Origin of the sequence: Edaphobacter sp. HDX4 (genome assembly GCF_036877565.1) — a bacterium.
Lineage (GTDB): Bacteria > Acidobacteriota > Terriglobia > Terriglobales > Acidobacteriaceae > Edaphobacter.
This window is the reverse complement of the sequence record NZ_JAEDXW010000001.1, coordinates 378,451-403,993: the sequence shown is the minus strand read 5'-3', so window position 1 is coordinate 403,993 and position 25,543 is coordinate 378,451. Positions and strand designations below refer to the sequence as shown.

General features: G+C 55.0%; 17 protein-coding genes. 13 read left to right on the top strand and 4 right to left on the bottom strand.

Translation table 11 applies throughout. The features are described from left to right. Positions 1–88 precede the first annotated feature (88 nt). Both JAO29_RS01670 and JAO29_RS01665 read left to right on the top strand, forming a co-directional pair. Positions 89–1,501, top strand: coding sequence for a Gfo/Idh/MocA family protein (locus tag JAO29_RS01670; RefSeq protein ID WP_334266433.1), 1,413 nt, complete (start codon positions 89–91; stop codon positions 1,499–1,501). Between the two features lie 58 nt (positions 1,502–1,559). Continuing rightward, on the top strand, positions 1,560–3,827 hold the full coding sequence (locus JAO29_RS01665) for an outer membrane protein assembly factor BamB family protein (protein ID WP_334266432.1): 2,268 nt from the start codon (positions 1,560–1,562) through the stop codon (positions 3,825–3,827). 73 nt (positions 3,828–3,900) lie between these two features. Here JAO29_RS01665 and JAO29_RS01660 read toward each other — a convergent pair whose 3' ends face one another. Then, positions 3,901–4,656 (bottom strand): SDR family NAD(P)-dependent oxidoreductase, encoded by a 756-nt coding sequence (locus JAO29_RS01660; protein WP_334266431.1) that lies wholly within the window; start codon positions 4,654–4,656, stop codon positions 3,901–3,903. A gap of 86 nt (positions 4,657–4,742) precedes the next feature. Continuing rightward, positions 4,743–5,522 (bottom strand): SDR family NAD(P)-dependent oxidoreductase, encoded by a 780-nt coding sequence (locus JAO29_RS01655; protein ID WP_334266430.1) that lies wholly within the window; start codon positions 5,520–5,522, stop codon positions 4,743–4,745. A gap of 315 nt (positions 5,523–5,837) precedes the next feature. Between JAO29_RS01655 and JAO29_RS01650 the strand changes: the two genes are divergently transcribed. The 3 genes from JAO29_RS01650 to JAO29_RS01640 all read left to right on the top strand — a co-directional run bounded on the left by JAO29_RS01650 (position 5,838) and on the right by JAO29_RS01640 (position 8,750). After that, positions 5,838–6,749, top strand: coding sequence for a sugar phosphate isomerase/epimerase family protein (locus JAO29_RS01650; protein ID WP_334266429.1), 912 nt, complete (start codon positions 5,838–5,840; stop codon positions 6,747–6,749). A gap of 12 nt (positions 6,750–6,761) precedes the next feature. Next, on the top strand, positions 6,762–7,562 hold the full coding sequence (locus tag JAO29_RS01645; RefSeq protein ID WP_334266428.1) for an IclR family transcriptional regulator: 801 nt from the start codon (positions 6,762–6,764) through the stop codon (positions 7,560–7,562). 159 nt (positions 7,563–7,721) lie between these two features. Continuing rightward, positions 7,722–8,750, top strand: a complete 1,029-nt coding sequence (locus JAO29_RS01640) for an SMP-30/gluconolactonase/LRE family protein (RefSeq protein ID WP_334266427.1) — start codon at positions 7,722–7,724, stop codon at positions 8,748–8,750. A 17-nt stretch (positions 8,751–8,767) separates the two neighbouring features. On the opposite strand, the gene JAO29_RS01635 is transcribed toward JAO29_RS01640, so the two are convergent. After that, positions 8,768–9,724 (bottom strand): NAD-dependent epimerase/dehydratase family protein, encoded by a 957-nt coding sequence (locus tag JAO29_RS01635; protein WP_334266426.1) that lies wholly within the window; start codon positions 9,722–9,724, stop codon positions 8,768–8,770. 185 nt (positions 9,725–9,909) lie between these two features. Between JAO29_RS01635 and JAO29_RS01630 the strand changes: the two genes are divergently transcribed. From JAO29_RS01630 to manD, 6 genes are read left to right on the top strand one after another with little or no spacing between them, the layout of a single operon-like run. After that, positions 9,910–12,054, top strand: a complete 2,145-nt coding sequence (locus JAO29_RS01630) for a transketolase C-terminal domain-containing protein (RefSeq protein WP_334266425.1) — start codon at positions 9,910–9,912, stop codon at positions 12,052–12,054. 14 nt (positions 12,055–12,068) lie between these two features. Beyond that, entirely contained in the window at positions 12,069–12,455 is a 387-nt protein-coding gene (locus tag JAO29_RS01625) for a cupin domain-containing protein (protein WP_334266424.1), read from the top strand. A gap of 47 nt (positions 12,456–12,502) precedes the next feature. Continuing rightward, positions 12,503–13,813, top strand: a complete 1,311-nt coding sequence (locus JAO29_RS01620; protein ID WP_334266423.1) for an enolase C-terminal domain-like protein — start codon at positions 12,503–12,505, stop codon at positions 13,811–13,813. Continuing rightward, positions 13,804–14,598 carry an SDR family NAD(P)-dependent oxidoreductase gene (locus JAO29_RS01615; RefSeq protein ID WP_334266422.1) on the top strand — a complete coding sequence of 265 codons (795 nt, stop codon included), beginning with the start codon at positions 13,804–13,806 and terminating at the stop codon, positions 14,596–14,598. Before JAO29_RS01620 ends, JAO29_RS01615 begins: the two co-directional genes overlap by 10 nt. Positions 14,599–14,625: 27 nt before the next feature. Next, on the top strand, positions 14,626–17,322 hold the full coding sequence (locus tag JAO29_RS01610; RefSeq protein ID WP_334266421.1) for a glycoside hydrolase family 3 C-terminal domain-containing protein: 2,697 nt from the start codon (positions 14,626–14,628) through the stop codon (positions 17,320–17,322). Positions 17,323–17,358: 36 nt separating this feature from the next. Beyond that, positions 17,359–18,567, top strand: coding sequence for a D-mannonate dehydratase ManD (manD, locus tag JAO29_RS01605; protein ID WP_334266420.1), 1,209 nt, complete (start codon positions 17,359–17,361; stop codon positions 18,565–18,567). An 8-nt stretch (positions 18,568–18,575) separates the two neighbouring features. Here the strand turns inward: manD and JAO29_RS01600 are convergent, their stop codons facing one another. Then, entirely contained in the window at positions 18,576–19,652 is a 1,077-nt protein-coding gene (locus JAO29_RS01600; RefSeq protein ID WP_334266419.1) for an SMP-30/gluconolactonase/LRE family protein, read from the bottom strand. Positions 19,653–19,826: 174 nt separating this feature from the next. On the opposite strand from JAO29_RS01600, the gene JAO29_RS01595 reads away from it, so the two are divergent. Next, positions 19,827–21,749: an FG-GAP-like repeat-containing protein gene (locus tag JAO29_RS01595; protein ID WP_334266418.1), complete on the top strand. Its 1,923-nt coding sequence runs from the start codon at positions 19,827–19,829 to the stop codon at positions 21,747–21,749. A 137-nt stretch (positions 21,750–21,886) separates the two neighbouring features. Further along, positions 21,887–25,537: a TonB-dependent receptor gene (locus tag JAO29_RS01590; RefSeq protein ID WP_334266417.1), complete on the top strand. Its 3,651-nt coding sequence runs from the start codon at positions 21,887–21,889 to the stop codon at positions 25,535–25,537. The last annotated feature ends 6 nt before the right edge of the window (positions 25,538–25,543 follow it).

Below are 25,543 nucleotides of genomic sequence, written 5' to 3'. Positions count from 1 at the left end.
GCTACTATTTTGCTCCGTAATGTGCAATTGATATTGCGAATTGCGCAATGAAATTACATTCCAGCAATGTGAAACGGGAGGACCGTCCTTGAACCAGACTCATACGCTTTCGCGCCGCCAGGTGCTTGCGGGCGCGGCAGCCCTGGGAGGACTGGGAGCAATGCGGAGCCTGGGAATCTCCAAGGGTGCTTCTTCCCTCGAAAAGGCGAACATTGCATTCATCGGAATTGGAAACTATGGAGCGACCAACCTGAGAGAGCTGGCGAGCGAGAATATTGTCGCCGTTTGCGATGTCGATTGGAGGACTCGGGCGCAATTGCCAGGCAGGTTTACACCGGCGGTGGAGGTCGCGGCGGCGCATCCGGGGGCGAAACGATTCGATGACTGGCGTGTGATGCTGGACCAGATGGATAAGCAGATCGATGCGGTTGTGGTCTGCACGGCCGATCACGTCCACGCCCAGGCTGCACTTACAGCGATGAAGATGGGCAAGCATGTTTATTGCGAGAAGCCGCTTGCCGCGACGATCGAAGAGGTGCGAGCGATGGCACACGCGGCGCAGCATTCTCCGAGGCAGGCGACACAGACGGGGATTGTTGGCCATGCCTCAGAGGATGTGCGTCTGATCGTCGAGTGGATTCGGGCCGGTGCGATTGGGACGGTAGATAGAATCGACGTGTTCCAGACGGACTGGGCTTCGGGGAAGCGATACATCAATCCTTACTCGGATGTCGAAGAGGTCAATGCGGACGTTCCGGTTCCTCAAGAGGTGAAGTGGGACTTCTTCCTGGGACCGGCACCGGTTCGAAAGTACAACCCGATGTATCTTCCTCTGCGTTGGCGTAACTGGCAGGACTTCGGAACGGGAATTTTGGGAGATCATGGCCCGCACTTCCTCGATCCGGTGGTGTGGGCGTTAGATCTCGGCTATCCGGAGAGCGTTGAAGCGGATGCGGACGCGGAGTATTCCGCAGAGATTCGGAAGCAGATGTTTGCGCGAGTCTCGCATGTAAGCTATCGCTTTTCTGCAAAGGGGAGTCGTCCACCGGTCTCGGTGAAGTGGTGGGGCTACGACACGCCACCAACGCCTCCGGGATGGAAGAAGGGTGAGCCATTGCCGACCGGCGGGGGCATTGTGTATGGCACGAAGGGTGTGCTGGTTTATGGCCCGGTTTACAGCAGCAAACCCGGAGAACAGAAACAGGTGTGGCTGCTTCCTGAAGAGCTAGACCGGAGCTTCGAGCGTCCCGCGAAGAGCGTCGAGCGGCCCTCGAGCCACTGGATGGAATGGATTGATGCAGCCAAGCGAGGCACACAACCGTCCTGCAGTTGGGCCTATGGAGCCCACATCACCGAGTTGTGTCTGCTAGGGAATATAGCGATTGCACACCACGGAACAGTGCTGCGCTTCGATGCTGAACAGAAGAGGTTTTCGAACTCCGAGAGTGCAAATGCAATGTTTACAAGGCCGCGCCGCAAAGGGTGGAAGCTGCCTGTTTAGATTCTGACTCCGTAAGACGAACTGTTGTTAGGAAAATCCCGGGTAAGAGGCAAGAGAGATGGAACGAGTTTCATGGAAGATACAGGCGGGTATGTGGGTCCTCGCGATTGGTGGGATAACGACAGTTGTTTTGCAACATCCGTTGAGGACTGTCGATGCTGCAGCGGCGACACAAAAGGCCTCGAACAGCTCTTGGACGACTTATGGCGGATCGAACGATGATGCCCAGTATTCCGCGTTGAAGCAGATCAACCGAACCAATGCGAAGGAACTCCAGCAGGTGTGGTTCTACCCGGCTGGAAACAACGGATTCCGCTACGGATCGAATCCCTTGGTGATCGATGGTGTGATGTTCGTTTATGGAAAGAACAATGCGGTTGTGGCACTGGATGCGACGACCGGCAAAGAGATCTGGGTGTACGACACGCACGACCCGAGACTGATTTCGCATCGAGGCATGACGTATTGGGAGAGCAAGGACCATTCAGACCGGCGCATCCTGTTTTCGATGAACAACCGCCTGCATGCGCTGGATGCGCGAACGGGGAAAGATATCGAGAGCTTCGGAGATCACGGAGCCGTAGATCTGAGGCTGGGGCTGGGCCGCGACCCTTCGACGATCCGGCAGATCCAGTCAAATACGCCGGGAAGGGTCTTTGAGAATCTGTACATCACGGGCTCTGCGACTGGCGAGGAGTACGACTCGCCTCCGGGAGATCTGCGCGCTTTCAATGTGGTTAGCGGCAAACTGGTGTGGCAGTTCCACACAGTTCCGCATCCCGGTGAGATGGGCTATGACACTTGGCCCAAAGGTGCCTATAAGTATGCGGGGGGAACGAATAACTGGGGCGAATTCTCGATCGATGAAAAGCGAGGCATCGTGTACTTCCCCCTCGGATCGCCAACCTACGATTTCTACGGAGCGGATCGCATTGGCGCTAACCTCTTCTCGGACTGCCTGCTGGCTTTGGATGCGAGGACGGGGAAGTACATCTGGCACTTTCAGACGACTCATCACGATCTTTGGGATTACGACCTGGAGACGGGACCGAAGCTGATGACGATCGAACACGACGGCAAGATGGTCGATGTTGTCGTTCAAGCCGGGAAGAACGGCTTCGTCTATGTCTTCGATCGGACGAATGGCAAACCTATCTGGCCGATTGAAGAGCGTCCGGTTCCAAAGTCCGATGTTCCTGGTGAGGAGAGTTGGCCGACACAGCCGTTTCCAACACACATTCCGCCCTTCGCGCGCCAGAAGTTCACTCCAGATATGGTGAACCCCTACATCGCTGATCCAAAGGAGAGGGAGGCGATCAAGAAGGAGGTCGAAGAAGCGAGGCAGGAGGGCATCTTTACGCCGCCAAGTCTTGCGACGACGATGGAGACCCCTGGAAACAACGGCGGTGGAAACTGGGGATCGGGCGCAATCGATCCGACGACCAATACGTTTTATGTTGTTTCCAAAGACGCACCGTCGTTACTGCATCTGGAAGCCAAGCCGCCAAAGCGCCAGATCGCAGGCTCGCCCGAGACACAAGGGTATGCGGTGTATCTGCAGAACTGCCAGACATGCCACGGGGACCATCGCCAGGGGCAGCCACCTGCGATTCCGTCGCTTGAGGGAGTGATAGAGAAGGCGGGGGCGGACCGCGTCAGGAATGCAGTGCACAATGGTCTGGCGCCTATGCCGGCGTTTCCTGATCTCGACACAGCAGACATCGATCATCTGATCGCGTATCTGAAAGCTCCGGATAAAGCGAATCTTTCGCCAGAGGTTAAGGCCAGGCTTCTAGCGCCTCCCGTGCCTACGACGAAGCTAGGGCCAGGAGGAAGGCGCTACTGGACCGGCTACGGCTATATGAATTCATCCGAAGGACTTGCAGCGATCAGTCCTCCGTGGTCGAGCCTGACGGCCTATGACATGAACAAGGGCGACATGAAATGGCGGATTCCGCTGGGGGAGGTTTCAGAGCTGGTTGCGAAGGGCATTCGCAATACAGGAAGCTACTGGCCGCGTGGAGGAGCCGTTATTACAGCGGGTGGACTCATCGTTGTCGGTACACGGTCGGACGCAAAGCTGCACATCTACGACAAAGATACGGGGAGGCAGATCTCCGAGATCCAGATGCCGGGAGGTCCCGAAGGAATTCCCACTGTCTATGAAGTGAATGGCAGAGAGTACATTGCACTCAGTGCACGGCTGAGCTCTGACAAAGTCGTGGGAGATCAGCCGAAGAGCATGGAAAACCCTACGGGACCTGTGGCGCAGACGCAGGGGTACTATGCCTATGCTCTGCCGGAGTCATCCCGGGCGAAGAAGTAGTAAGGTCAGGGCTTAAAGGCAAGAGGGCGCTTCCCCCACGGAGCGCCCTCTTGTTGCTGCACGGGCAAAATCGCTACTTGCCCACCCACCCACCGTCAACGTACAGGGATTGCCCTGTAACATAGGCCGCTTCGTCGGAGGCGAGAAATGCCGCGACAGACCCAACCTCGCAGGGACGGCCTGGCCTGCCGAGAGATATCTGGGCGACGACGTGAGGAAGGATGTCAGGGCTTTCGAGAACCCAGCGAATCATGGGCGTATCGATCAGGCCTGGATGGATGCAATTGACGCGAATCCCGTGGGCGCCAACCTCAGCAGAGATATTGCGGGTAAGGGCTTCGATAGCAAGCTTGCTGGGAGCGTAATGCGTGCGGCCCGGCAGCACCCGAGCAGCCTGAATGGAGCCGATATTGATGATGGAGCCCTGCCGTCCCTCCGCTATCAAGCGCTTGCAGAAGGATTGCGAACACATCCACTCGCTCTTGAGGTTGGTGTTGGTGACATCTTCCCACTGCTTGTCTGTGAGTTCAGTGAAGGGGACGATGGTCTCGATTCCGGCGTTGTTGATCAGAATATCGACGTTTCCGAACTCACTCCATGCGGCATCGAAGAGGCGTTCGACGTCATCGCGCTGGGAGACATCGCCCGCAACAGCGATTGCGCGCCTGCCGTTGCTTTGGATGTTTTCAATGACCTCATCTGTTCGAGAATCGAGGCAGAGATCGTTGATGACAAGGTCCGCGCCTTCTTCTGCAAAGACTTCAGCGATACCCCGGCCGATACCCTGACCTGCTCCCGTTATGACAGCGACTTTTCCCTTCAGCTTCATTGTTTTTGTCCTTTGAAAGTTATCGCTTAAGCGCGAGATGCACGTTCTACCTGCAGCGAATTCGATCGCTCATAGAGGCGCGATCTTTAGTGGATGGTCCAACCGCCGTCTACCATCAAGGTGTGTCCGACGATCATGTCTGCAAACTTGCTGGACAAAAACAGTACTGCTCCCACGAGATCGTCTGGTTGATTCCATCTTCCGCGGGGGATCATTTCCTGAGTGGCCCATTCCTTATAGCCCGGGCGCTCAAGGATGTTCTTCCGTGATTCCGTTTCCGTGATGCATGGGGCGACCGTGTTGACGAGGACACCCTGATGCGCCCATTCGAGGGAGAGTGCTTTGGCCATGTGATGCACGGCAGCTTTAGCAGCGGCGTACACGGCTCTTTTCTTGAAGGCGACTTCGCCGAAGTTCGAGCCGATATGGATGATGCGGCCGCCACCTTGCGGCAGCATAACGCGGGCGGCGGCCTGAGATGCGAAGAACACACTTTTGACGCTCGCATCGAAGGTCTTGTCGTATTCCTCTTCGGTTACGTCGATCGCGTCGCCGGTGCCGGTCCAGCTTGCGTTGTTGACCAGGATGTCAATGCGGCCAAACTCTGCCACGGTACGTTCCACCAGTGCCCGGCAGTCCTCCACCTTGTTCACATCGGTAGTAACGATGATGGCTTTCCTTCCGAGCTGCTCGATCTCGCTCTGGAGCGATTGAATCTCTTCCATGCGCGGGCCGGGGTACTTTGCCAGGACGAGGTGAGCGCCTGCTTGAGCAAGTCCTAATGCGATGGCACGTCCAATGCCCTGCGAGGCTCCTGTAACGACAGCAATCTTCTCTTCGAGGCCAAAGCTGGAATAGTCCGGCAAGCGAATCTCCTTCACGGTTCAGTTTGAGAGCTGCGGCAGCTCCGGGCCGGTTGAAGCTATTCTAAATTCATTGCGCAAAGCGCGAATCGCATTGCGCATAATGCAAACTCGCGAAAATCTTATCTTTCACATGTGGATGCGTCAAGGCTTGTTCCGTCGCAATTTTGCTGTCAGAAAATATAAGAGGTATTTCGCGGATTTCTTGACAAAAGTAAAGGAGCCGTTGCAGATTTATTGCGTGCTGTGCAACTTACTTTGCAAGTTGCGCACTCAATTTGAGAGTCTAAAGCGGCAAGTCGCCCCTGGAGGTATATTTTGAATCACGCTGTAAGCCGTCGTACATTTCTTGCACAGAGCGCGCTCGCCGCTGGCGCCTTCGCGACGAAGGCTGCCTATGCCGCTCAAGAGAAGAAGCGGAATATCCACATTGGTTATACCGGCATCACCTGGCGAAACAGCGAGGTCGACGAGGCAATCCCGTCTCTTGCCGCGCTTGGATTCTATGGCTTTGAAACGTTCGGCGAGGTTCTGGCAAAGGCCGAAGATCGGGGCGGGCTGAAGCCGGTTCTCGAGCAGAACCACATCCCACTCATCTCCGGCTATTGCACCATCAACCTCACGGATTCATCGAAGAAGCAAGACGAGTTAGCGAAAGCGGTGAGATGGTGCGGACTGATCAAAAAGGCGGGCGGGAGAATCTTCGTCGTGGGTCCGAACCAGGTTCCCCGGCAGAGCTACGACTTTGCAGCGAACAAGAGCAATATCATCGAGACATTGAACGAACTGGCGAAGACGGTGACCGATCAGGGGCTAACGCCGGTTCTCCATCAACATACGGGGACCTGTATCGAGTCCAGGGATGAGACCTATGCTGTGCTGGACGCAGTGGACACCAATCATCTGAAGTTCGGACCAGATGTCGGACAGCTGACGAAGGGCGGGCAGGACGCACTAAAGGTGGTGAAAGACTTTTTACCGCTGGTGGAACATATGCATTTGAAGGATTTTAATGGCAAAGATCCGCACCTTCTCGGTTATTGCCCGTTGGGGCAAGGAGAGGTGAATGTTCCGGGAATTCTTGATTTGATGGAGGGCCGCAAGATTAGTGGTATGGTAATGGTCGAGCTTGATAACGACTTCAAAGATCCGTCTCCAGTTCCCTCGGCGACCCTGGCAAAGGAGAGCCGGGATTATCTCCGGTCGATTGGAGTCAGGTTCCGAACGTGAGCAGCAGGATCCATGCCAAAGAAAGTAGCCCAAGTTCCTTTTATCCAGAGCCTCGATCGTGGGCTGACGATTTTGCAAGCGGTAGCCACGTCAACGCAGCCGGTAACTCTTGGTGAGTTGGCGGAACTCCTCAGGGTTGATCGAAGCAGTGCGTTTCGACTGGCGCAGACTCTCCGACGCAGGGGATTTCTGTCGACTCCGGCGGGGCGCAAGGACTATATCCTGGGTTCGGCCATGTGGACGCTTTCCCGTCAGTATGACTGGAGCAACATGCTTGTCCGGGTGGCGCACCAGGAGCTGAAGGCACTTGCGAACTCGCTGAATGAGACAGCCCATCTGGCGATCCGCGAGGGACGGAATGCCCTCTTCATCGACTCTGTCCATGCGCGCCATGTCCTGGTGGTTGCGGGCCAGACGGGAGAACTTGTTCCCTTGTATGCCACCGCTCACGGAAAGGCCTTGTTGGCTGATCTGGACGAGAAGGAGCTACGAACGATCTTTGGTTCGGAGCCGCTGCAGAAGTTCACCAAGACGACGATTAGGACGATTCCTGCGCTGGTAAGAGAGTGCGTCGGCATCCAGGAGCGCGGATACGCCCTGGATGAGGCCGAATTTATGGAGGGTATGCGTTGCGCAGCGGCCCCCATCCGGCTGAATAGCGGGATGATTGTAGGCTCCATTGGTATCTCTGCGCCGGCATCTCGCTTCCTTAAGGAGCATTACCCCGCTCACTCGAAGGCAGTCATTCAATGCGCAAAGAGGATCGGTCAGTTACTAAGCGCATCGGAAGAGATCGCGGAGCAAAGCGCCTAAGCATCACCATTGAGATCAGAGGCATTCGGGTCAGACCGAGTGCCTTCTTTCGTTTAACGGTACGCGACGGTTAGTTGGTTCTTTGTAATTACGATGTGCTAGTCTTGCAATCTGAATTGCGTAGTGCGCAACGAAAAATATCGATGGAGTCACAGATAAATGCGAAATCCCGTTCTGGATTTTGAGATTGACAGGTCCAAATTGCAATATATCGGCCATGATCTGCAGCGGCCGGAGTGTATTCTCGCGGAGAGAGATGGGACGTTGTGGGCTGCAGACTCCCGCGGTGGTGTGGTTCACCTGCGGCCCGATGGCACGCAGGAGATTATTACGCAGAAGATCTCATCTCACTTTTCGAACGCCGACAGTGAAGCGAGCCGCTATCTGACCGGAACCCTTCCGAACGGTCTGGCTTTTGCGGAGAACGGAGACATCCTGATCTCAAACTTCGGAACCGACCGATTGGAGATCATGACGCGCACGGGCGAGTCAAAGGTGCTGGCGGACAGCATCGATGGAGAGGCGATCGGCAAAGTCAATTTCGTGTTGCGCGATTCGAAGGGACGGATATGGATCACTGTCTCGACCAGAATCAAGAACTGGATGCATGCCTTGAAACCCGATCTGGCGGATGGGTATATCGCCCGCTATGTCGACGGTAAATTCCGTATTGTTGCCGATGGTTTTCACTTCACCAACGAGATCCGCATGGATGCGAAGGAAGAGTACATGTACGTGGCGGAGACGACGGGGGGGTGTATCAGCCGTCTCCGCGTCCATGAGGATGGCTCTCTGGGGGAGAGAGATATATTCGGTCCATCGAGCCTGGGAAAGGGCGCATGGCCGGACGGGATCGCATTCGACAGCGTCGGAAATCTCTGGGGCACCTGCGTCTATTCGGACAAGCTATTTGTGCTGACGCCTGAGGGCGATCTTCGGATCTTGCTGGATGAGGGTGATCCGATAAAGGTTGACGCACTGGAGAAGCAGTTTTTCGCTGGCGAGGTTACACAGGAGGTTCTGTTCGCAACGGGGCGGGGCATTGCACCGTGGATGGCGAGCGTGACCTTCGGAGGACCTGATCTTCAGACAATCTACATCGGCTCTCTACGAGCAAATAATATCCCCTACTTCCCTGCGCCTGCACCGGGCCTGCCGATGGTTCACTGGAACGACATTCGGGCGTAAGTAGCATGAAAGCTTCGCTATGCAGTCATAACAGTTCGTTTTGACTGCATAGCAGCAATTGCCTCCTGAACTGCCTCAAGAGAGGTGTATCGAGGAGCATACCCCAGGAGAGCTCGAGCTTTTGCGATGCTGCAGTTAGGTGAATGGGCGATGTGATCCCATGTCGCCCGGGCGTCTTTCTCGCTGACTGACTCTTTCCACTGGTCCCAGGGGAGGAAGGTCAGGTCCGGAAAACGGCCGAACCAATGACTCATCCGCTCGGCGAAGCCGCGAAGGGTAAGCGCCGCCGGGGAGACGACATGGAAGCTCTCACCGCAGGCGAGACTTCTGCGAGCGATGGCGCAGAGAAATGCCTGGGCTACATCATCTGCATGGACATGGTGGACTGTCTCCATCCCAAGATTGGGGAGAACAACATTCCTACCTTCGGCAAGGGCGGAGAAGACGCCCGGGTTGAAGTTAGCCTGGGGATTGATAGGATTCCAGCCGACCCCTACCAGGTGTCCGGGATGCAGGATTGTCACGGGGATCGCGTGTCGGCGCGCTTCGGTAAGTAGAAACTGCTCGATGGCAAGTTTTCGAAGACCATATTCGCCGAATGGATGTTTGGGTGCCTCTTCTACAGTGGGAACTTCACTGCTGTGGCCGTGTACCCAGATTGTTCCACAGTGGAGCAGGTGTTGAACGCGACCTCGCAAAGCTGCCAGTAGTTGCTGGGCGCTCTCCAGGCGATAGCAGGTGAGATCGATGACGACATCGGGATCAAGTGCGGCAATCTTCTCCCCGAAGTTATCGGCCGCCTCTTCGGCGTCTCTATCCAATATGAGCCTTTGAGTCGATTGCCAGGCGGAGTGGGAGCGGTAAGGTTCCTTTAGTCCGCGGCATATACAGATGACGGTGTGTCCCGCCTCCGCAAGTCTGGGCGTGAGATAGCTTCCAATATGACCGGTACCACCAATGATGACGACTCGCATGACTCTCCCCTGAAGCTTTTCATTTTACTGTCAACCAGTTGCCGTTACGAGCGACATGGCGCATGTAGTACTGCGGGGCATAGGCTTGACGATAGTTTGTAGCCGCCCATATACTTCCGATCTAATTATGCAATTGATATTGCGTAATACGCATAATTCTAATTTGAAAGTTGGGAATAAAGAGCATGGACACCCAAGCCCTCGCTGTTGGTGAACTCAGAGTGCCGAGCCGTGAGCTATTGATGCATCGCGATGCCATGTTTCGGAGAGGCTTTCTGAAACTTCTGGAGATCAAGGATTCTGATGTTCGGATTCTGACGATGGGTCAGAGTAAGGATGCTATCGATAAAGGACTCCACGCCGGGGGAGCATTCTCCGCCATCGTTCCCCTGGTGTCTCTCTTTCATGGAGGATTTTTGCGATTGAACATCGAAGATCCGACACGCCGAGGACAGGATCTGTTCACCCTAAGTAAGGGACACGCGGTAGCTGCACTCGCGTCCATCTATGCGGAGCTGGGCTACTTCGATGAGAAGATTCTTCATGGCTCCCGCTCGCACGCGAGCATCCTGAACGGTCATCCTGGACCCGTGCTACCGGGCATCCAGATAGCGACCGGTCCGATGGGCCAGGGGATTGGCGTCGCACAGGGATTTGCCATTGCGGGGAAACGCAGCCGGCAGTTTGATTCGTACGCACTGGTGGGGGATGGAGAGCTTCAGGAGGGTTCGTGCTGGGAGGCCGTGATGTACGCTGCGCAGCATGGTCTCGACAACTTCTGCGTTCTTGTGGACAGGAACAATGGTCAGCTGGACATCCACGACCGAATGCTTTTCCCGATGCCGCCCCTGGAGGAAGTTTTTCGCTCTTATGGGTGGAATGCTCACAATGTCGACGCCACTCAGTATGACGGAGTTATCCAGGCTCTCAACCAGTTTCGTTTCGGTGCAAGGAATGGCAGGCCTACTGCGATCCTGTGCAACACGAAAAAAGGATTCGGAGCCTTCTCGGACTTTTTCAATAAGCACAAAGTTACTGTGCCAGGTGCATTGCTGGAACAGGAGCTGCAACTCCAGAAGGAGCGGAGATCCTCAAGAGTGGCGGAGTTCCTTTCGTTGCTGGATGATTTGTCGACCCTGGGAGATGGAGAGGCGATTCGGGAACTGCTTTTGAACGAAGCAGAGAGGATGCATTTGACCACCGGCAGATCGTCTGATGGCAACCTGCTGGATCCGGTTATGGGGCCGGTCATGACCAAGTCCGTGCCCAAGCGAGACAAAAAGATTCGCTACGACGCATCGGCCCTGCCAAAGCTGGATAAGAGCAAAAGCTACAGCGCTGCCGAGATCGTCACGGCAGCCATGAAGGTATTTGCTCGAGACCAGCGGGTAGTATCCATCGATTCCGATCTGGCGTCGACGAGCGGGCTGGAGGCCGGCGTTGGAGCGGCAGATCAGTCCCGCGCGCTGAACGTCGGCGTGGCGGAAGCGAACATGATGCTGATCTCTGAGGCCTATGCAGCTCTCGGGAGCAACACCTGGTGCAGCACCTTCTGCCCATTCTTCAACTGGCAGGTTCTAAGACGCATTGCCGTCGGGCAGCAGGAGCGATTGGAAGCGATTGCGGACGCTAACGGATGGCTCAGCGAAGGACACGGTCTTGACATCACATTTCTGGCGACCGCGGCGAACTTTGAGACTCGTACCAATGGCGCAACCCACATGGGAAACGACGATGCGTCGACGTTTGATGCCGTCGCTCATCTGAAGATTATCGATGTGTCGTGTCCGCAGCAGATGCTTTCCATCATGAAGTGGATCATGGATGGGAACCGTGGCCTTACGTACCTGCGAGTGATGAGGACCGGTTCAGCCGTTCTGTACGGCAGTGACTACGAATTTGAGTTCGGTAGAGGATATGAGCTGCGAAGAAGTGATAATGATCAAGCGATTGTTATCAGCAGCGGCCGGGGGGTACATGAAGCTTTGGCGGCTGCGGATCTTTGCGCGGAGAACGGAATCAACCTCGCGGTCGTAGACATGCCGTCAGTAGATGAAGATCTGCTGGTGAAGCTGTATCGGACAGGCCTGCCGATCCTGTTTGCGGAACAGAACAACGGTTATCTATGGCAGAACTTTCTAAAGGTGTTGTATCGTCATCGTGCTGATGTGGACACGGCGGGGCTCAATCGCGTATCCATCATTAACACTCTGGACAAGCATGGAGACAAGCAGTTCATCCACTCGGCGACGTACGAGGAGTTAGTGGAGGTCTTCGGGCTGACGCCTAAGAGCATCGCCGAAGCAGTGCAAACGTTAGTGGCACGGTAGAAAGTGGGATATAGATGTCTATTGCGGTGATAGATGAGAGCTCGGTAGAAGAGCTCGACCTGCCTGGCCGAAAGCTGCGGTGGGTGGTCACGAAGGAGAATGCTGGTGCGCAGTACTGCACGATGGCCGTGATCCGTGTTGCGCCAGGACAGCGAGTGAGACCTGCCCATTCTCATCCGAACGGAGAAGAGGTCATTTATATCCTGAGCGGTCATGGACGGGTTCTGGTGGATGGCGAGGTTGAGCCGGTACGAACCGGATGTGCGGTGTTATTTCCGAAGGGGAAGGTTCACATGCTTCAAAACCTTTCGGACATTGAGATGAAGGTCGCCTGTTTCTTTGCTCCCCCAGCGGGTCTCGAGAATTACAGGTTTTTTGAGGACGTGGATTTTCCGGAATAGTTTCCGTAAGATCTGTCGGTACCACCCCGGGGAGGCAGCATCGGCTGATGAATCGAAGAGACATGCTGCTAGGAGCGATGGCGGGTGCGGTTGCTGCTGCGGCACCTTCTGCAATGGCGTCGGCATCGATACCTGGGGCAGTCGCGACGAATGCGGAAGGGCCGATACCGCAGAAGATTGCAGCCGTTGAATTGATCGAGCTTCAGGGGCACTACAAAGCGGAAGCTGGGATCAATCGCCAGCGCCAAGTCAATCCTCTAGATATCTACGAGGACGAGGTATCGCCGGAGTACAAAGACAATCCTTCAGGTATGAAGGATGTAAAAACGAGTGCGATCTATCTGCGGATCAAAACAGAATCTGGCTTGGAGGGGTTGTATGGTCCTATTGAGCGCGAGCCCGCGATTGTCGTCTATGAGGATCTTCGGCCCTTTCTGATCGGTAAAGACGCACTAGCGACGGAGTTGCTGTGGGATAAGATGTACCGGTCCAACCGGCATTCGCGCGATGGCTTCTTCATGATGGCGATCAGTGCGGTGGATAACACGCTGTGGGATCTAAAAGGCCGCTTCTTCGGGGTGCCGGTGTACCGCCTACTGGGTGGGCCCACACGGAAATCTGTCGAGGTCTACGCCAGCTGCCTGGGATTTTCGCTGGAGCCAGAGGCCGTGCGCAAGAGATGCCTCTCGCTGAAACAGGAGGGCTATCGCTATCAGAAGTGGTTTATCGGCTATGGGCCGGGTTCCGGTGCTGAAGGAATGCAGAAGAATGTCGCTTTGGTCCGCATCCTGCGAGAGACGCTCGGAGACGATACGGAACTGATGTTCGATGCGTATAGCGGATGGGATCAAAGTTATGCGCTCGAGTGGGCGCACCAGGTTGAGCGATATCATCCGCGCTGGATGGAAGAGATCGCACATCCGGAGAAGATTGGATCTTTCGTCAACCTCCACCGCGGGACTATTATCCCGATTGCATCGGGGGAACATTTCTATGGCCGTTGGGAGGTGCAGCGATACCTCGTGGCGGATGCGCTTTCTGTGGTTCAGGCCGATCCGGAGTGGTGTGGAGGGATCTCAGAGCTTTTGAAGATCGGTACCGTTGCATCACTCTATGATGTTCCTGTCATCCCGCATGGACATAGTATTCATGCGGCGATGCATGTTATTGCGAGTCAGTCGCCCATGGTCTTTCCTCTGGGAGAGTATCTGATCAACAAGATGCGTCATTACTATCATTTTGAGAAGAACCCTCCAGTTCCGGTCCTTGCCCATTTGCCGCTGCCTACGGATGCGGGCTTCGGGATCGAACTGGATCCGAGCAAGATCGATTCGCAAAAGGTGCTGACTTGGTCCTAGAGAGCAGAAGGCAAGATGAAGCTCCTTCAGAGCTGAAGGGACAATGCGCGGTGGTCCTGGGGGGAACATCGGGGATTGGACGATCGCTCGCGCTTGGGCTGGCTCGTCGGGGTGTCTCTGTCATCGCCTCATCGAGGAACGAAGAATCGGTCGCGGAGATGGCATCAGAGATTGAGTCCATCGGAGTGCGAACCCTGCGGGTCTCCAGCGATGTTTCAGATCGAAAGACGCTGGTGGGTCTCCGGGACGCCGTTCTGTCTGAGTTTGGAAGCATCCAGATTGTCGTAAACTGCGCCGGAATCACCAAGCGTGTTCCCACACTCGAGATGGATGAAGAGAGCTGGGAGCGAATCATGGATGTGAACCTGCTGGGAACGCTGAGAAGCTGCCAGGTTTTCGGCGAATCTATGATTGAGCACGGCTTCGGAAAGATTGTAAACATAGCATCGTTGTCCACCTTCGTGGCGTTTCATGAGGTGGCGGCGTATGCTGCGAGCAAAGCGGCCGTGGGCGCTCTTACCAAGTCGCTGGCAGTCGAGTGGGCACCCTTTGGAATTACGGTGAACGCGATTGCTCCCGGCGTCTTCCCCACAGCACTGAATCGCAAGATCATCGATAGCCCCAGGGGGCAGGAGCTTCTGCAGCGAACGCCGATGCATCGATTCGGAGAACCCGATGAGTTGGTCTCCGCGCTTATCTACCTGGTTAGTCCGGAGAGCAGTTTTACGACGGGTCAGGTCGTAGTAGTCGATGGTGGTTTCTTGGCCAGCGGGGTCAATCAGTAATTTATTACGTCCAAAGAAGGTGCGGTCATGTCTAGCCTCTCAAGCGTTCTCTTCAAAGTGAGTGTTTTTGCCTGCCTGGTGCCGGGTGGTCTTGTGGTGCATTCGCTGGCATATTCGCAGTCGGAGACGAAGCCGGCATATCAGGATGCATCCTTACCTATGGAGCGGCGAGTCGATGACCTGATCAGCCATATGACGCTGGATGAGAAGGCGCAACAGTTGATCAATACTGCTCCTGCGATTCCCCGTCTGGGCATTCCCGCCTATGACTTCTGGAGTGAGGGGCTGCATGGTGTAGCGAGGTCAGGATATGCCACTCTGTTTCCCCAGGCGATTGGAATGGCGGCAACCTTCGACGAGCCTCTGCTTGGCCGGATTGGCGAGGTTGTGTCCACCGAAGCAAGGGCGAAGTACAACGACGCAGTTGGACACGACGTGCACTCCATCTACTATGGCCTTACTATCTGGTCCCCGAACATAAACATCTTTCGCGATCCCCGATGGGGAAGGGGGCAGGAGACCTATGGAGAAGATCCTTTCCTCACGGCAAGCCTGGGCACCGCATTCGTGAAGGGTTTGCAGGGAACAGATCCGACCTACTTCCGGGTGATCGCGACGCCAAAGCACTTTGCCGTTCATAGCGGGCCGGAGAGCGATCGCCACCGCTTCAATGTCGAGCCCAGCGCCTATGATCTCTGGGACACTTATCTTCCGGCGTTTCGCTCAACCATTGTTGATGGGCATGCATACAGTATCATGTGCGCTTATAACGCAATCGATGGCAAACCGGCATGTGCGAGTGACCTTCTCCTGAAGGACATCCTGAGGGGAGACTGGCACTTTCAAGGCTTTGTGACCTCCGACTGCGGAGCAATCGATGATTTCTTTCACGCGAACGGTCACAAGTACTCGCCGGATGCAGAGCACGCCTCTGTCGCGGGCATTAGAACGGGGACGGACACCAACTGCGGAACGACTTATAAGAATCTGGCAGATGCTGTCCGACATGGTTTGATCCGGGAAGACGAGCTGGATGGCGCGTTGCACCGTCTATTTCTGGCGCGGTTCAAGCTAGGACTCTTCGATCCCCCGGCCCGAGTCAAATATGCATCGCTTCCGTTCAGCGACAACATGTCTCCCGCGCATACAGCGTTGGCCCTGCAGGCAGCGCGTGAATCCATCGTGTTGCTGAAAAATGACAATGATGCTTTGCCGCTGTCTACCAAAGTGCGCAGGATTGCAGTCATAGGGCCAAACGCGGCGGAGCTTTCGGCGATCGAAGGAAATTACAACGCCGTTCCTAAAGATCCCGTCATGCCGCTTGATGGAATTGTGAAGGAGTTTGGGGCGGCGAAGGTGCTGTATGCGCAGGGAGCGCCCTATGCGGAGAATGCTCCCATTGTGATTCCCAGAACTCAGTTCCGTACAGCGAACGGATCTAAGATAGAAGGGTTGAAGGCGGAGTATTTCTCAAACGATAACTTCAATGGAAAGCCTGCACTGACGCGTATCGACAAGCAGATTAACTTCGATTGGAATGGCGCTTCTCCTGCATCTGCCGTCGATGCGAAGGCTTTCTCGGTGCGGTGGACAGGGACGCTACAGGCCCCGGCACCGGGCGATTACGAGATCACGGCCAATCTCGCTCATTGTTATCCATGCAATGATGCCGAGAAGTTTACGATTCGTTTCGATGACAAGGATCTCACTAGCTTCCATACGCGCGAAGAACTGGATCACCACGAGTCGTCGACGCCTCATGTGAAGCTGCACTTCGACGACGCGCAGCCGCATAAGTTTGAGGTGGCATACTCGCATCGCGCGAAACTCTTTGGAGCGGGGCTCACGCTCAAATGGGTGGTTCCCGTACAGCCTCTGCTCGAACAGGCACTGGCGACGATTAAGGACGCTGATGTCGTGGTTGCTTTTGTGGGGCTCTCTCCAGACCTCGAAGGCGAAGAGATGAAGGTTCAAATTCCGGGATTCTCTGGCGGTGACCGGACTGACATCGGACTTCCCGCGGCTCAGCAACATCTCCTGGAAGAGGCGAAGAAGACAGGCAAGCCGCTGATCGTTATTCTTTTGAACGGGTCAGCACTTGCGGTGAATTGGGCTAAGCAGAATGCTGATGCCATTCTCGAAGCATGGTATCCAGGCCAGGCCGGAGCACAGGCGATCGCAGAGACTTTGAGCGGAAAGAACAATCCTGCAGGTCGTCTTCCTGTGACCTTCTACCGGGATGTGAGCGATCTACCTGCGTTTACTGACTATTCGATGTCGAATCGCACATACCGCTATTACAAGGGCCAGCCTCTGTACGGATTTGGATATGGGCTGAGCTACGCCGAATTCAGTTACTCGAATCTAAAGTTGAGCACTGGGCGATTGGAAGCAGGCGGCGATCTGACCGTCGAGGCAGATGTGAAGAATACTGGAAAGAGAGAGGGAGATGAGGTGACTGAACTGTATCTGACGCCCCCCAAAGACGTCTTGCTGCCGAAGTATGCATTACGCGGGTTTCAGCGGGTTCACCTTTCGCCCGGGCAGACACGGCACATTCACTTCACTCTGGATCCGCGGCAGCTGTCGTTTGTCGATCAAAAGGGTGTGCGGGCGATGCGTGCAGGGGAATACTCTCTCTCCATGAGTGGCTCGCAACCAGAGGTGTCCAAAGGAGCAACCGCTTCGTTTGTCATTACAGGGGAGAAGGAGCTACCTCGCTGATCCGGAAGGATGAAAGAACGTGGATAGACTCGAGATATGAAGATAACAGCCGCACGATTGATCGTATGTTCGCCCGACCGCAATTTCGTAACGCTGAAGATCGAGACCGACGAAGGAACCTATGGCCTCGGTGATGCCACGCTGAATGGCAGAGAACTCGCCGTTGCCGCGTATCTTGAAGAGCACGTGATTCCGTGCCTGATTGGCCGAGATCCTTTCGCCATCGAAGACATGTGGCAGTATCTTTATCGCGGAGCCTATTGGCGGAGAGGTCCTGTCACGATGACGGCTATATCCGCCGTCGATGTTGCTCTATGGGACATCAAGGGCAAGGCTCTGAAGACGCCGCTCTATAACCTGCTCGGAGGAAAGAGCCGACAGGGCGCACTTGTCTATACCCATGCAAATGGAAATGACATCCCTGATGCGATCGAGAGTGTCAAAGAACACCTGGCGCAGGGGTACCTGGCGATCCGAGTTCAATGTGGAGTTCCGGGAGTTCTGGGAAGCTACGGTGTGCCGAAGGGAGATAAGCCTTACGAGCCTGCGGAGCGCGGCCTGCCTTCAGAGTCTCTGTGGTCCACAGAGAGGTACCTCAACTTCGTTCCACGACTGTTTGAGGCTATACGGAAAGAGGTCGGTGAAGATGTGCACCTGCTGCACGATGTCCATCACCGATTGACTCCCATAGAGGCTGCACGGCTGGGGCGAGAGCTTGAGCCTTACCACCTATTCTGGCTCGAAGATCCGACGCCAGCTGAAAATCAGGATGCTTTCCGTCTGATACGGCAGCATACAGTCACCCCGATTGCCACCGGAGAAGTCTTCAACTCCTTCTGGGACGCGCATGATCTCATTCGCAATCAGTGGATCGATTACATCCGTATGACGATCGTGCATGGAGGAGGGATTACGCCGCTCAAGAAGGCGGCCGACTTTGCATCGGTGTACCAGGTAAGGACCGGCTTCCATGGAGCCACCGATCTGTCGCCAGTGACGATGGCTGCGGCACTTCATCTCGGCCTGGCTGTGCACAATTTCGGCATACAAGAACATATGCCGCACTCCTCGTTGACGGATGATGTGTTTCCACATGCCTATCGCTTCGAAGCAGGTTATATGTACCCGGGCGATGTTGCTGGACTTGGAGTGGACATCGATGAAACACTGGCCGCCAAATATCCTTACCAACGAGCATATCTTCCAATTGCTCGCAAACTGGACGGTACCCTCACGGACTGGTGAGGGAGAGCTTAGGGACGAATCCCTTTCGCATTAAGGCGAATGCTATAGATTGAGTCCGTCGTTGTGGTGTAGAGGGTGCTTCCATCTGCTCCTCCCCATGCAACATTGGCTGTTGCCTTGTCGGTGAGCAGAGTGGCCAAGTGTTTGCCGGACGGCGAGATGATCCAAACACCTCCTGGACCTGCAGCGTACAGATTGCCCTCTGAATCGATCTTCATGCCGTCCGGCGCTCCGGGCCGTTTGTCTTGCGAGGCATCGAGAAACACGCTGCCGGTACCTACTGTGCCATCACGTCTGAGGGGGTAGCGCATCCACTTTTTGGGTTCGGAGTTACTTACGTAGAGCCATCGTCCATCCGGCGAGATGGCTATGCCATTGGGCCGGGGGAGGTCGCGGATGAGAAGCTGCAGCGCATTGTTATCCGGAGCCGCGCCAGGCTTTTGTGCAACAGCATGGGGAAGTCGGTAGACCCCGCTGAAGGTGAGTTCTTTGGCTGGGTCATTATCCTGCTGCGTTCTTAAGCCGTAGGGAGGATCGGTGAAATAGAGAGAACCGTCACTACCGTAGAGCAAGTCGTTTGGGCTGTTGAGCTTTTTGCCTTGGTAATGGTCGGCGAGTATAGTGACCGGCCCGTGGGGATCCAGTGATTCGAAGCGCATGATGTTTCGCGCTGCGTGTCCTGCAACGGTAAGCCTACCGGAGGGGTCAAGAGTCATTCCGTTCGTGCCCGGCTCTTTGCCTCCATACGGCTGGCTGCCTCGATAGCCACTGGGCTGTAACCAGATAGAGACTCTCCCATCGGGGGCGATTTTGCGGATGCTGTTGCTAGAGATATCGGCAAACATAAGATAACCAGCGTGGATCCATACGGGACCCTCCACCCAGGTAAACCCCGTTGCTACCTGCTTCCAGACCGGATGTTGAGGTATGAGGCGGTCGGCTGCAGGATCCAGTCTCTCTACTGCTGCGGGATATTCGAAAGATTGATCTGCTGATCTTTCGATAGTCGGTCCACCGCTCCTTGTGCCCAGGATTCCCAACCACAAAAGAAATCCTGCCGGTATGGTCGCTATTGTTCGCAGCATCTAGGAAGCCCTCCAGGTATCGATCTGTAGTTTTAGCATTTTTTTGTGAAAAAGCCTCTCGACAATCGTCCGGTTGCCGGTGCTATTATGGCTCCGCTTCAAAATTGACCATTGCATAGTATGCAAAATAAATTGCGAAGAACGCCCTGGGCGAATTTCTCAAAGGACTCTTTGATGTTGACGTTTTTGCGATTAGCCGGTGTCGGACTGCTTACTTTGGCACCTGTCGCTGCTATGCGGGCCCAGACGCCAAGCTTTAGCGCTGACGGCTCCTTCCAAGGTTCTTCTCTTACGGGGTGGAACACAGTCGGCAATGGGAAATGGACTGCTTCTGATGGAGAGATCACGGGAACCGGGAGAGGCCTTTTGGTCTTCGACAAGCCCATGCAGGATACCGGAGTGTATCTTCAGTTTCGCTGCGAAGGCGAATGCGCAGGTGGAATTTTTCTACGTCTCGAAAAAACTCCTGATGGGATGCATGGGTTTCTGCTTAGTTTTGAGCAAGAGCTTGGCGTGTATCGCGTAACCCTCGATGCAGAAGGAAAAGAGACGGAGAGAACGAAGTTACGCAACGCGGGAGGTCAGATTCGCTTTGCCCCGCCAGCGCCACCGCCGGGAACACCTGCAAGGACCTTTCGCAGACCTGAACTGCCTCCAATGCCCGCCGGAACAACTTCTCCTCTTGAGCATCCGACCCATGGCCTGCGTAAGGACGGTTGGAATGAGGTGGAGGTCTTGCTGGACGCCGATATTCTGCGCGCCTTCTTTGATGACGGCGGAGATGCTGTCAGCGCAGCGACGGAGAGCATGGACGGCTTTGGACCGTTTGCGCTGTACTCAACCGGATCGACCATTCACTTTCGCGCTGTTGCCTATAAAGACCTGGGACTAAAGACGTGGCCCAAAGAGCAGGTGGGTTCCAGATTCAACATGCAGCGAATCAATGAGTTTTATTACGGATGGTCGGCTGCCGCTGCAGACTTCAATCATGATGGGAAGCTGGATATTGTCTCCGGGCCATTCATTTACTTTGGCCCGGAATACACGACCTCACGCGAGATCTATCCGGCTCAAATCGTGAATGCCTCAACGACCTATTCGATGGAGGATTGGGTCGAGCACGCGGAAGACTTCACCGGAGATGGTTGGCCCGATGTATTGACGACAAGCCATGCCGATGGCGGCAAGGTGGGCGCCGTACTTTATGTCAATCCCAAGGGAGAGTCGCGACGATGGGAGAAGTACACTGTCGTTGCTCCGATCGACAGCGAGGAGACTGTGCTCGCGGATGTGGACGGCGATGGAAAGCAGGAACTCGTCTATATGGGGGGCGGGTACATGTGCTATGCCAAACCGGATCCGGCCAATCCCACAAAAGAATGGACCGTTCACAAAGTGAGTGAACTTGGCCCATGGCCCGCCCACGGGGTCGGCGCTGGAGATGTGAACGGCGACCATCGCGTGGACATCGTTGGAGCGTATGGATGGTGGGAGCAGCCGGCTGAGAAAGATTCGCAAGCTAAGTGGAAGTACCATCCCGCACCCTTTGGTAAATGGGGCAGAACCTCGGCAGGAGGCTCCAAGATCGGTGTTTACGACGTCAATGGTGATGGCCTACCGGACGTTGTAACCACGATGCAGGCACATGGATGGGGTATCGACTGGTTTGAGCAGAAGCGGTCTGCTTCGGGCGAGATCAGCTTTGTTCCCCATGTGATTATGGGCCGCACGGCGAAGGAGAGTGCAGGTGGGGTGCTGTTCACCGAACCTCATGCATCAACGATCGCAGATGTTGATGGCGATGGCATTCCTGATTTCGTGGTGGGCAAGCGTTATTGGTCGCATCTGGATGACTTCTATGATCCGGATCCGTACGGAGCGCCCGTTTTGTATGTGTACCGCACGGTACGCGACAAAGCAGCTCCTGGTGGCGCTCGCTTCGTTCCCGAGTTGGTACATAACTACTCCGGCGGGGGATCGGATGTGCTCGCCCGTGATCTGAATGGGGACGGTGTCGTTGACATCGTGACGTCAACACGGAGTGGAACTTACATCTTCTGGGGCGTGAAGAAGCCCGGAAAGGGCGCGTTGAAATGACACTGCCCATTGTTTCGATAGCTGATCTTAGTTCGAATTCTATTTTGCGAAAACTACTGAATGAAAAAGGTCGTAAAAATATGGTTTTCCAAACTTCAATAGTGGCAGGGAGACCTGCCTTCTCAGGAGGTACGAACATGCGAGTTCTAAGACTCGTGATGCTATGCACACTCACCTTGTGCTTCGTGGTCTGTGCCCGAAGCATGTGGGCTCAGAGTACGACCGGTTCTGTGGTGGGTACGATCACGGATACTACCGGGTCTGTCATACCCAGTGCGACGGTCACGCTGACGAACAATGGGACTGGGGACAAACGAACCGTGCTTACGGTGGATTCCGGAGACTACCAGTTTTTGTCTCTCCCTCCGGGAGAGTACACGTTGAGCGTCGAAGCGCAGGGCTTCCGTCGTTACACGCACAATCCAGTGGAAGTGCAGGTCGCTCTAGCCACACGCGAAAACGTAGACATGTCGGTAGGATCGGCGACCGAAGAGGTAACCGTCACGTCGCAGGCACCTATTATCCAATCGGAAAACGCGGCACTAGGCCAGGTGGTTCAAGGCAAGGCTGTCACCGATATCCCACTCAATGGGCGTAATGTGCTGGCACTCGTTGGGCTCGTCCCGGGAGTCGTTCCGCAAGGAAGCTCGTCCGGTAATCTCACAGGCCAGAATGTATTTGCGGCCGGAAATTATCAGATAGGTGGCGGTACCGCCAACCAAAGCGCGACTCTTTATGACGGTGCTCCCGTCAACATCTCGTATGGAAACGTCACGGCTCTCGTTCCTTCCCAGGACGCCGTGCAGGAGTTCCGCGTCCAGACCAGCAACAACACGGCGGAGTACGGAAACTACACGGGTGGTGTCATCAACATAGCCAGCAAATCTGGATCGAACGCAATTCATGGAACGGTATATGAGTTCGTTCGAAATACCATCTTCAACTCGACTCCTTATTTCGCGAAACACAATCCGAGCCAGATCCTGAGCAAGAACCCATATCACCAGAACCAGTTTGGCGGTAACGTAGGTTTTCCGATCATCAAGGATCGGCTATTTGGATTCTTCGACTATGAGGGATATCGTCAGTCTCAGCAGCGCCTGTACAACTACACGGTTCCTACTCTCAAGATGCGGCAGGGAGATTTCTCGGAGCTCTGCACAAATGGGATTAACGCCAGTACAGGCACGTGCATCCCTACGCCTGGCGTTAACGTCGCCAATGGAATTCCAGGGCAGATCTATGATCCCTGCGGCGGAACTGTACCAGGAGGTCAGGGATGTCCGGGCTATACCGGTCCACGCACGCCTTACGTGAATAACGTGATCCCGAACGGACGCTGGAGCACTGTATCCCGTAATTTGTTGAACTTCCCTTACTGGGCAGCTCCGACCGGGCCTGGGGTTACCAACAATTTCGTGAAATACGCCGGAGCCGGAGGTTCAAACGACCAATACAACGGCCGTGTCGACTTTACTCTGAGCGACAAACAGCGAATCTTCGGGCGCTACACGCAGTGGAACTCAAAAAACCGCGGTTCGATGCCCTACAACAACGGTTTGATCTCTGGTGACCCGATCTCTCCTGAGTCTTTCAAAACCTACCAGACTGTTGTTGGTGACACCTATCTTTTCAATCCTTCGTTGATCGGCGATCTTCGTCTCTCTTTCACGCGTTGGAACTACGTCCGTACGCCGGGAACCCTGGGCTACGATGAGACACAACTTGGGTTTCCCTCCTACATGGGGACTATCTCAGAACTAAATCGAGTTACCAATTCAACCACGGTCCCCTCGATCGCCTTATCGAACCCGACGGTTAATGGGATTGGGACCGGCTACATATTCTCGATCAACAATAACTATGTGATCGCTCCAAGCGTCACCAAAACGTTCAAAGGTCACACCATCAAAGCGGGTGCCGATCTTCGCCGTCTGGAGATGAATTACTTCCAGAACAACAGTCCCGGCGGCTCATTCCAGTTCAATCCGTTCATGTCTTCACTTGTCAATAACGGTAACGGAGGTCATCCGTTCGCATCGTTCCTGATGGGTTACATGGTCGACCAGGCATCTACCGCCAGTGTCGTTCAGATTGCCCCGCCCACATATAGCACCATCTACTACCAAGGCTATTTCGTTCAAGATAACTGGACCGTCAACTCGAAGCTCACGCTCAATATCGGACTACGCTACGATATCCCCGGCGTGTGGCGCGAGCGACATGATCTTATCGCGACCTTCAATCCGAATGAAGTCAATCCGGTTCTGGGAGCGATCTCGATCAATGGTAAGCCGGTCACAGGAGCGTACGATCTGGTCAATTCCGCTCAGCACCCCGAGAAGGGATTGCGACCCGAGAACTACACGAACTTCTCGGCACGTCTCGGACTCGCGTTCCGCCCAGACGATAAGACAGTCATCCGGGCAGGTTGGGGTAAATTTGTCATACCGTCATATCTCCAATTTCCCGAGTCTCCGGTGCAGTCACCGCTCTCTTACATTACAAACAATCCTGTGTCTACCACGGATGCTGGCGTGACACCCAACGCTACGCTGGACAATCCCCTTCCCAGCGGAATCACACCCGCGCCTGGACGCGATCCGGTCTATCAACGACTTCTGCTGGGAGGTTCGGCAAATGCGCTTTCAGCGAGCCAGGACAACGGCGCCAGTTATCAGTGGAACTTCGCGATTCAGCGACAGCTTCCTCTGGGCGTAGCACTCGAAGCGGCGTACGCCGGTTTGCACGGCTCGTATCTGCCCGTCAGCCGGAATATCAATCAGGTGTCGCAGCAGTATTTGAACCAGGCGGTTTCCGATCCGAACTGCGTAGGACCGACCGCAAACCTGGCAAGCAATTGTTTCCTGACGAAACGAGTGGCGAATCCGTTAAACCGTTCTTTGTTTACTCAAGGAAACCAACAGTATGCAACGATCCAATCCAACCAACTCTATCGTCCCTACCCACAGTATGGCGGTATCTCCAATACGGGTAACTATATTGGATTCAGCAATTACAACGCTCTTCAGATGAAGCTGGAAAAGCGGTTCTCTTCTGGCGGCGTGTTGCTCGGTTCCTATACTTTCTCCAAGTTGATGACGAATGCCGATTCGTTGACTTCCTGGCTGGAGGCAACTGGTGCTCCGGGATTCCAGAACCTCAATGATCTCAGTCAGGAGTACTCGCTCTCAGGCTACGACTCACGTCAGCGCCTGACAGTCAGCTATGTTTACTTCCTACCCTTTGGCAAGAACCAACATTGGGGTGCCGGCGCTTCGGGCCTTCTAGGAGGTTTGATCTCCGGATACGGAGTGAACGGTGTAACTACCTTCCAAAAGGGCTTCCCGTTGGGTTTCTCAATGGCATCGAATACAGTGAGCACCTATGCTCTGGCGGGTACCACGCGTCCTAACATAGTGCAGGGATGCCAAAAGCAGACTTCGGGATCGATTCAGTCCCGACTTGGAGATGGTTCCTCGAACGGGAAGAAGATGTTCGATCCGACCTGTTTCGCCGCACCGGGGAACTTCCGCTTTGGCAATGAATCGAGGACGGATAATCAACTCCGAGCACCAGGAATTGCCAACTTCGACGTGGCACTGTTCAAAGACACTCACATCACCGAACGTCTGGTGCTCCAGCTTCGCGTTGAATCTTTCAATCTATTCAACAGAGTCCAGTTCGGTGCGCCGAATACCTCAATTGGGTCGGCACAGGTGGGGCAGATCACGACGCAGGTCAATGATCCGCGATTGCTCCAGCTAGCCGGACGCATTAACTTCTGATCTGGA

Coding starts and splice junctions, on each gene's coding strand:
- JAO29_RS01625 (WP_334266424.1), top strand. CDS start 12,069: ATGTCTATTGCGGTGATAGATGAGAGCTCGGTAGAAGAGCTCGACCTG.
- JAO29_RS01660 (WP_334266431.1), bottom strand. CDS start 4,656: ATGAAGCTGAAGGGAAAAGTCGCTGTCATAACGGGAGCAGGTCAGGGT.
- JAO29_RS01665 (WP_334266432.1), top strand. CDS start 1,560: ATGGAACGAGTTTCATGGAAGATACAGGCGGGTATGTGGGTCCTCGCG.
- JAO29_RS01645 (WP_334266428.1), top strand. CDS start 6,762: ATGCCAAAGAAAGTAGCCCAAGTTCCTTTTATCCAGAGCCTCGATCGT.
- JAO29_RS01595 (WP_334266418.1), top strand. CDS start 19,827: ATGTTGACGTTTTTGCGATTAGCCGGTGTCGGACTGCTTACTTTGGCA.
- JAO29_RS01635 (WP_334266426.1), bottom strand. CDS start 9,724: ATGCGAGTCGTCATCATTGGTGGTACCGGTCATATTGGAAGCTATCTC.
- JAO29_RS01610 (WP_334266421.1), top strand. CDS start 14,626: ATGTCTAGCCTCTCAAGCGTTCTCTTCAAAGTGAGTGTTTTTGCCTGC.
- JAO29_RS01590 (WP_334266417.1), top strand. CDS start 21,887: ATGCGAGTTCTAAGACTCGTGATGCTATGCACACTCACCTTGTGCTTC.
- JAO29_RS01640 (WP_334266427.1), top strand. CDS start 7,722: ATGCGAAATCCCGTTCTGGATTTTGAGATTGACAGGTCCAAATTGCAA.
- JAO29_RS01630 (WP_334266425.1), top strand. CDS start 9,910: ATGGACACCCAAGCCCTCGCTGTTGGTGAACTCAGAGTGCCGAGCCGT.
- manD (WP_334266420.1), top strand. CDS start 17,359: ATGAAGATAACAGCCGCACGATTGATCGTATGTTCGCCCGACCGCAAT.
- JAO29_RS01600 (WP_334266419.1), bottom strand. CDS start 19,652: ATGCTGCGAACAATAGCGACCATACCGGCAGGATTTCTTTTGTGGTTG.
- JAO29_RS01620 (WP_334266423.1), top strand. CDS start 12,503: ATGAATCGAAGAGACATGCTGCTAGGAGCGATGGCGGGTGCGGTTGCT.